The organism is Microcoleus sp. CAWBG27, assembly GCF_020883145.1.
Lineage (GTDB): Bacteria > Cyanobacteriota > Cyanobacteriia > Cyanobacteriales > Microcoleaceae > Microcoleus.
In genome coordinates this window covers 164,319-170,546 of record NZ_JAHREU010000007.1, presented here as the reverse complement: position 1 = coordinate 170,546, position 6,228 = coordinate 164,319, and the positions used below count along the sequence as shown (strand labels likewise).

Here is a 6,228-nt window from a genome sequence, read left to right as displayed (position 1 = left end):
CACCTAATTATCAAGAATTAGCCAAAGCCATAGAGTTGGGGTTCAGTCAAGTTACATCATCAAATATTTTTAACTGGTTTACGCACTGCTGTTATTGTACCTCATCTTTCTGAGAAAGGCTATATATTTTTATACTAATACCGGATTTTCGAGGCATGACACAAAGAAAGATTGTAAGTGCGATCGGGATGGCGACTGTTTGGGCGATCGGCTTAGCAACTACAGGTTTAATAATTTTCGCAGCCAATGGTTCGTCAGTCAAGCATCAAATCCGACAATTGCTTGTAGCGAGGGAATGCCGGGGGTGCAATCTTTCCGGGGCCAATTTGAGTGCAGTTTTTCTCGAAGGCGTCAATTTAGAAAAAGCCAACCTAAAAGATGCCAATTTATGGAGTTCCCATTTAGTAAATGCTAACTTGAAACAAGCAAATTTGGCTGGTGTTTACCTGATAAGCAGCAATTTGGTAGGGGCTAATCTGGAAGCAACCAATCTGGAAAGTGCTTGGTTGGAGGATGCTTATTTGGGAGGTGGTAAGTTAAAAAATGCTAATTTTAAAGGTGCTTTTATGAAAGGTATTTTTCTAGTTAATGCTGACTTGGAAGGAGCGAATTTGGAGGGGGCAAATCTGTGGATGGCGAATCTGGAAGGTGCTAATTTGCAGGGTGCTAATTTGAGAAATGCTTTGCTGTTGGAGACAAATTTGACCGGGGCGAATTTAAAGGGCGCGGTGATGCCTGACGGCACGCCGCACGAATGAAAGTCTGTTGTAGGGTGCCTCGCCACCAACCGTTCCAAAGAGCGATCGACCATCTATGAGCGACGCACCAGAGTGGTAAAGTTGTAGGGTGCGTCGCCGCCAACCATTCCCAAGAGCGATCGACCATCTATGAGCGACGCACCAGAAAGTCGATCGATCGAGAGACGAGAGTTGACAGTTACCAGTTACCAATTACCAATCTAACATTGCATTTTTTACCTTTACTTCTGTTTTTCGATAAAGGCATCAGGAACGGAATAGCATATCTTCTGGCTTGTACTTGAGTTTGAGTTTGTCTCCACTTACCTCTATAGCTGTAGACAACTTAATGTATCTGCGATCGGGGATTGTGAATAGGCGATCGCTACCTCCTGCTAGAGATTTAACAAATTCTTGAACAGTTTGATTTTTATTAGATGGGCGGCGGTAGAAAGTTTCCAGCCGCCGCCACAGTTTAGGAAAAATTGGCGGTAATTCGGCAAGATTCACGGGCGGTTTGATGGTAACTCCTTTGTTAGAAAGATCCTGTGACCAAATTCCTAGATCTGCTTTTCTAGCAGCCTTCACAGCTTCAGTCATGACATCCCGCAGTTCTTGATAGAGGGTTTCATAGAACATGGGATAAACCCATCCTTCTGCAAGGAGTTGGTAATTGATACTTTGCTGGAGTAAATCGGACTCCAAGAAAATAGGCGTACCATCTGCTTCAGGAGAATCGCCCGCAAACGCAAAACAAACAGGCCTGCCATTTTTGTCAGCCTGGCCGGACAAGATATATCCCGGCAATCCGTTTTTATTGCCACCCAATAGTTCAATATTGCGGGCGGTAGCATCCGATGAAAAAGGTTTTTTTGCTGCTTTTTCCAGGGCGTCAACTGCTTCATATCGAAGTTGGACTTCTCCTCCTGGTTTAATATCCACTCGTCCTTCGAGTTGGTCAAATAGGGTATCATCATCTGCGAGAAATCTCACCGAGTCACCATCTGGGAAACCGCTGGTAGGATTGAAGACACCTTTAATAGTTATAAATGACACGATTTAAACCTCCCGATCGCTATTGATATTGCAGGGACTTTACTATGATACACTAGAGGCAGATTTGATTGATGGACGTTCGATCGCGATCGAGCCGAAATTCGGGTTAAATATTTATGCGATCGATCGGCGATCGAAATCGCTTTGTAATCCGCCTTAACTCAAAGAATAAACCACCCCGATCGCCCTGCTGGTGAGAAAAAGTGACCGATTTGTGTGAAGCTTTGTAAAGGGGTCAATTGTTGAATTAGGGGAAAGGGCGATCGCACTTGCAGCCTTCATTTCCCGTTATTTGGTGAGGAGATGAAGGAGTGATGGGGTGCGATCGCCTTAACTAGACTTTACTTAGGCGGGGAACCTTCTGCAAATCTTTGAATAGCTTTTGGTGCGAAAGCAGCAGCTAAAAAAGCAGTTGTAATGTCTTTGCCAGCAGAACTATTAGTAGTTATTGCGATCGCGCCAAACACAATTGCTGCAATCAGTGCAATAAAACTCATGGCTCGCATTGCCGAGTATTGTCCATTATTCTCCTGAAAAAATTCGGCAAATTCCTCTCCATGTTCAGAAGAATTTGGTTTAGTCTCAATCATAGAAGAATGTGTCATTTGATTAACTTCCTAAATGTTTAAAGTTTAACTAAGTCCTAACTTAGACTGAAATACGGAACGTTATGATTAACAGCCATAATTTACCTCAAGCTAAGTTTTTTATCGGAATTAGAAATATTGTGTTAGCAGCTTTTTCTCTGCCTTAACTCAATCAAAACCTAAACCCGATCGCCCTGTCGGTGAGAAAAAGTGACAGGTTTTTGTAAAGGTTTGTAAGTTGTCGAGCTAGGGGAAAGGGCGATCGTACTCTTCAAAATCATTTCCTGTTCTTTGGTCAGGAGATGAAGGGGTGAAGTGCGATCGCTACTCTAATAACGAGCAGGTTGGCGTTGCGGGCGATCGAACTGATGGAGCACGTGAGGGCGATCGTTGAGAAAGATGATAGGTTAAAAATGCAGAATTTCCAGCATTGGGAACAACAGACTTTACAAGCAGGTCTGCTGGTGTCATGGTTGAGCAGCATAATGACTAGCTTCACCGGAGGGCGATATACTTTGCAAGATTACAATTGTTGTAATGAAAGCAGCTCAATTTTGTATTTATAGTGCCGTCCCCGGTCGCGCATATAATATGTGACTGAGGACAGCATATAAAGAAACAATGCTTTTTACACAAATCAGATGCTCCCTTGTCTAATCTCCGTTTAGCTGCAAGAATTGGTTATATCTTTGGCGAAATTACGTTAGCGAATTAACCATAATGCTTGCCCACCAAGGCGATCGTTTTTTGTAATATCAACATCAATATTGATGCCATGCACTATTATATCAAGCTGAGTTTGAGTCATTTGATAACCACGAATTGCTACATCTGGCACAAAGCTAGGTGATGTCCAGTAATGCTGACAAGTCAAAGAGTGAAAAAGCTGATCTCCAGTAAGTAATTCATCAAACCCTAGATAAATACCTGGAACATATCCAACAGAACTAACTTGTGCAAACCAGTTGTTGCAGTAATTGATAATATCGTTGTCAGGTGTACCGACAAAAATACCTTCAAGATCCAGCCAAATATTCATGCCAGCAGGCAATCCAGCAAAGATAGCATTATTTGCTGCGTGATTGCCAGTTTGAGTTCCCCGAGATCCACTCGGAACCCACCCAGGGTTTCTGACGTGCTGAACTGCCATAAGACCTAACCCAGAATTTAGAATATCGTCAGCCTCTTCTCGGGTTAAATCACCATCAGCGACTTGATCGTCTGTTGAAAAAAGAGAAAGATATCTTATGCAAAAGGTAAATCCATCATTTTTGAACTTTCGAGCTGTGCCTGGAGTAACAATCTCGCTGGTATCAAATCCTCGGGAATTTGCTGGTGCTTTTTGAATCCTACCTACTAATGCAACCATTTTTATTTTACCTCATTGATAATTTAGGAATATTTTTCGCTAACTATTTCTGATGAGTATTATCTAACTTCTAATTCTGTCGTTGATGCAGTCAAATAGTTAGGATAGTTCACTGGTTCCGCATATCTGCGGTTTAAATCCAAAGAGTCTGAACAGATTTTTCTCTGCCTTGATTCAAAGAATAAACCACTCCGATCGCCCTGCCGGTGAGAAAAAGTAACCATCTTTTGTAAACTTACGTAAATTCCCCCGATCGCCCTGGCGGTGAGAAAAAGTAACTCTCTTTTGTAAACTTACGTAAATTCCCAGATCGATTTTAGATTTCACCTTATCCGAAATCCGGTTTAAATACCCCCTTATTTCTTAGTCCGCGAAGGCGGACTTCGTATGTGTAGACGCGGTTTCAACCGCCGAGTGTAAAAGGTGCTAGAGCTCTATCGTTTAATTCAGTAAATTTATTTTTTATCCTGAAAAGCAACCCCCAATCAGAATAATCGGTAAATCTACTGAATAAATCTAAATAACAAACTATGACAGCACAAGAGGCGATCGCCCTAATCGATAATCTGTTACAATCTCTTAACAAAAAGCAAAAACTCACTGACATTCAATCCCGCGTCTTTCTGGAAACTTGGGAAGGAGATTCTTATCAAGAAATAGCCGATCGCCACAAATACGAACACGACTATATCAAACAAGTCGGTTCGCATTTGTGGCGCAATCTCTCTCAAATTCTTGGCGAAAAAGTCTCAAAGCAAAATCTGCAAGCAGTCTTGCGCCACTACCAGGATTGCAGTGCGGGCATCCAAGATTGGGGAGAAGCGATCGATGTTTCCTATTTTTACAACCGCTTGCAGGAATTAGAAACATTAGAAACTTGGATTAGCAGCAATTCTACTCGTGCGATCGGTATTTTTGGACTTGGCGGCATTGGCAAAACTTCTCTGTCTGTCAAACTCGCCCAGCAAATTCAATCTCAATTTGAATTTGTTATCTGGCGGAGTTTGCAGCAAGCACCGACATTAGATGTTATCGTCAGCAATATTTTACCAATTTTAACTAATTCATCAGCAACAAATAATTCTATTCTCGCTCTCATGGAACAGTTGCGCCACAAACGCTGCTTGTTAATTTTCGACAATCTGGAATCGATTTTACAAGGGGGAAATCGCAGCGGACAATATCAACAAGGTTATGAAGATTACCGACAGTTATTTGCGCGCATTGCTGACGAAACTCACCAAAGTTGTCTGATTTTAACCGGACGAGAACAACCCGGCGGGTTTGCCGCGCGATCGGGCGAAAATTCACCCGTGCGATCGCTCAAACTCTTCGGACTTTCACCGCCTGTATGCCAGAAAATCCTCGCCGATAAAGGATTAAAAGCAACGCTATTGCAGTGTCAAGCTCTTGTCAACTACTTTGGCGGCAATCCCCTTGCTCTCAAACTTGCTGCAACGACTATTCAAACACTTTTTGGCGGTGATATTCAGGCATTTTTAGTGCAAGGAAATACTGTTTTTAGCGATTTGTGGGATTTGCTCGATCGCCAATTCGATCGCTTGTCTCCCCTGCAACAACAAATCATGTACTGGATCGCCATTAATCAAGAAGGAGCGACCCCTGCGAAGTTAAAATCGGAAATTTTGCCCCAAGTTTCGGGACGGCAACTGATGGAAGCGTTAGAGGCGCTGGCTGAACGATCGCTAATTTTCGATGAGCGATCGCTTAATTATACCGCATCCAGCAGTTTAATGCTACAACCTGCGATCGCCGAGTATGTCAGAGAACGATTGCTCGAACGAAACTGTCGATCGAGCAATATCTAACTTTTAATAAATCCCCGGAATTAGTTTTTTTACTCGCTGGCGGTATTCTGAATAGTCGGGATATTTATCGCTCAACCAAGTTTCTTCGCGTCTGGATTTGATGTCAAAAAATATGACTAAAATGGCAGTGGCAATTAAATGAGATAAACTGAATTGAAAGATTGTCCACGCGAAGGCTGCGAAGATGCCGCCGCTGTACAAGGGATGCCGCACTATTCCGTAAATGCCTGTTTGGACTAATTCTCCGTCTTCTCTGGGATAGGGTAAAGGTGTGAGGTTTTTCCCCAAATCTATCAGTCCTTTGATGATGAAAGTTAATCCGATAGAGCTGAGAATACTTGCTAAAAACCAGGTAAGATAAATTAATTGAGTTGATTGAATTTTGAATCCCGGCAGTTGATAAACAGGTAAGATGGCAAATCCTGCGAGCAAGGCTCCTTGAAGCAATACTAAATATTCGCCGCGGCTGTTGTTGCGCCAGCCTTCGCGCGTGAAACCCCAGTCAGTTAATAGTTGTTTCATAGGAAGAGGAAAGTTCGGCTAGGGATTGTGGAACTGACATTTTTGGGCGCATCTGGTAGATTGTTTGTAGTTGCGCGATCGCGTTTAAAGAGCGCTAAAGCGCAACTACGTACCTCGGATAGAGCGCT

At 42.8% G+C, this 6,228-nt stretch carries 9 protein-coding genes; 3 read left to right on the top strand and 6 right to left on the bottom strand.

All coding sequences use genetic code 11. The features are described 5' to 3' along the window. Positions 1-155: 155 nt before the first annotated feature. Positions 156-758 carry a pentapeptide repeat-containing protein gene (locus QZ938_RS06790; RefSeq protein WP_293152873.1) on the top strand — a complete coding sequence of 201 codons (603 nt, stop codon included), beginning with the start codon at positions 156-158 and terminating at the stop codon, positions 756-758. Here QZ938_RS06790 and QZ938_RS06785 read toward each other — a convergent pair. Beyond that, entirely contained in the window at positions 717-950 is a 234-nt protein-coding gene (locus QZ938_RS06785; protein WP_293349909.1) for a hypothetical protein, read from the bottom strand. The two genes, QZ938_RS06790 and QZ938_RS06785, sit on opposite strands and share 42 nt — an antisense overlap. A 54-nt stretch (positions 951-1,004) precedes the next feature. Then, a complete protein-coding gene (locus tag QZ938_RS06780; RefSeq protein ID WP_293349906.1) occupies positions 1,005-1,793 on the bottom strand; it encodes a thermonuclease family protein in 789 nt (262 codons plus the stop codon). Positions 1,794-1,815: 22 nt separating this feature from the next. Between QZ938_RS06780 and QZ938_RS06775 the strand changes: the two genes are divergently transcribed. Beyond that, a complete protein-coding gene (locus QZ938_RS06775; RefSeq protein WP_293349903.1) occupies positions 1,816-1,953 on the top strand; it encodes a hypothetical protein in 138 nt (45 codons plus the stop codon). Positions 1,954-2,134: 181 nt separating this feature from the next. Here the strand turns inward: QZ938_RS06775 and QZ938_RS06770 are convergent, their stop codons facing one another. From QZ938_RS06770 to QZ938_RS06760, 3 genes are all read right to left on the bottom strand, one after another. After that, the gene (locus QZ938_RS06770; protein WP_293349900.1) at positions 2,135-2,398 is read right to left on the bottom strand and encodes a hypothetical protein; all 264 of its coding nucleotides are present in this window, start codon (positions 2,396-2,398) and stop codon (positions 2,135-2,137) included. A gap of 277 nt (positions 2,399-2,675) precedes the next feature. Further along, positions 2,676-2,864 (bottom strand): hypothetical protein, encoded by a 189-nt coding sequence (locus QZ938_RS06765; protein ID WP_293349897.1) that lies wholly within the window; start codon positions 2,862-2,864, stop codon positions 2,676-2,678. A gap of 219 nt (positions 2,865-3,083) precedes the next feature. Further along, positions 3,084-3,749 carry a DUF1906 domain-containing protein gene (locus QZ938_RS06760; protein WP_293349894.1) on the bottom strand — a complete coding sequence of 222 codons (666 nt, stop codon included), beginning with the start codon at positions 3,747-3,749 and terminating at the stop codon, positions 3,084-3,086. A gap of 530 nt (positions 3,750-4,279) precedes the next feature. On the opposite strand from QZ938_RS06760, the gene QZ938_RS06755 reads away from it, so the two are divergent. Then, entirely contained in the window at positions 4,280-5,578 is a 1,299-nt protein-coding gene (locus tag QZ938_RS06755) for an NB-ARC domain-containing protein (protein ID WP_293349891.1), read from the top strand. Between the two features lie 3 nt (positions 5,579-5,581). Here the strand turns inward: QZ938_RS06755 and QZ938_RS06750 are convergent, their stop codons facing one another. Further along, positions 5,582-6,100 carry an isoprenylcysteine carboxylmethyltransferase family protein gene (locus tag QZ938_RS06750; protein ID WP_293349888.1) on the bottom strand — a complete coding sequence of 173 codons (519 nt, stop codon included), beginning with the start codon at positions 6,098-6,100 and terminating at the stop codon, positions 5,582-5,584. Positions 6,101-6,228 lie beyond the last annotated feature (128 nt).

Excerpts from the sequence above, each read along its gene's own strand:
- QZ938_RS06770 (WP_293349900.1), bottom strand. The coding sequence starts at position 2,398 with ATGACACATTCTTCTATGATTGAGACTAAACCAAATTCTTCTGAACAT.
- QZ938_RS06755 (WP_293349891.1), top strand. The coding sequence starts at position 4,280 with ATGACAGCACAAGAGGCGATCGCCCTAATCGATAATCTGTTACAATCT.
- QZ938_RS06790 (WP_293152873.1), top strand. The coding sequence starts at position 156 with ATGACACAAAGAAAGATTGTAAGTGCGATCGGGATGGCGACTGTTTGG.
- QZ938_RS06750 (WP_293349888.1), bottom strand. The coding sequence starts at position 6,100 with ATGAAACAACTATTAACTGACTGGGGTTTCACGCGCGAAGGCTGGCGC.
- QZ938_RS06760 (WP_293349894.1), bottom strand. The coding sequence starts at position 3,749 with ATGGTTGCATTAGTAGGTAGGATTCAAAAAGCACCAGCAAATTCCCGA.
- QZ938_RS06765 (WP_293349897.1), bottom strand. The coding sequence starts at position 2,864 with ATGCTGCTCAACCATGACACCAGCAGACCTGCTTGTAAAGTCTGTTGT.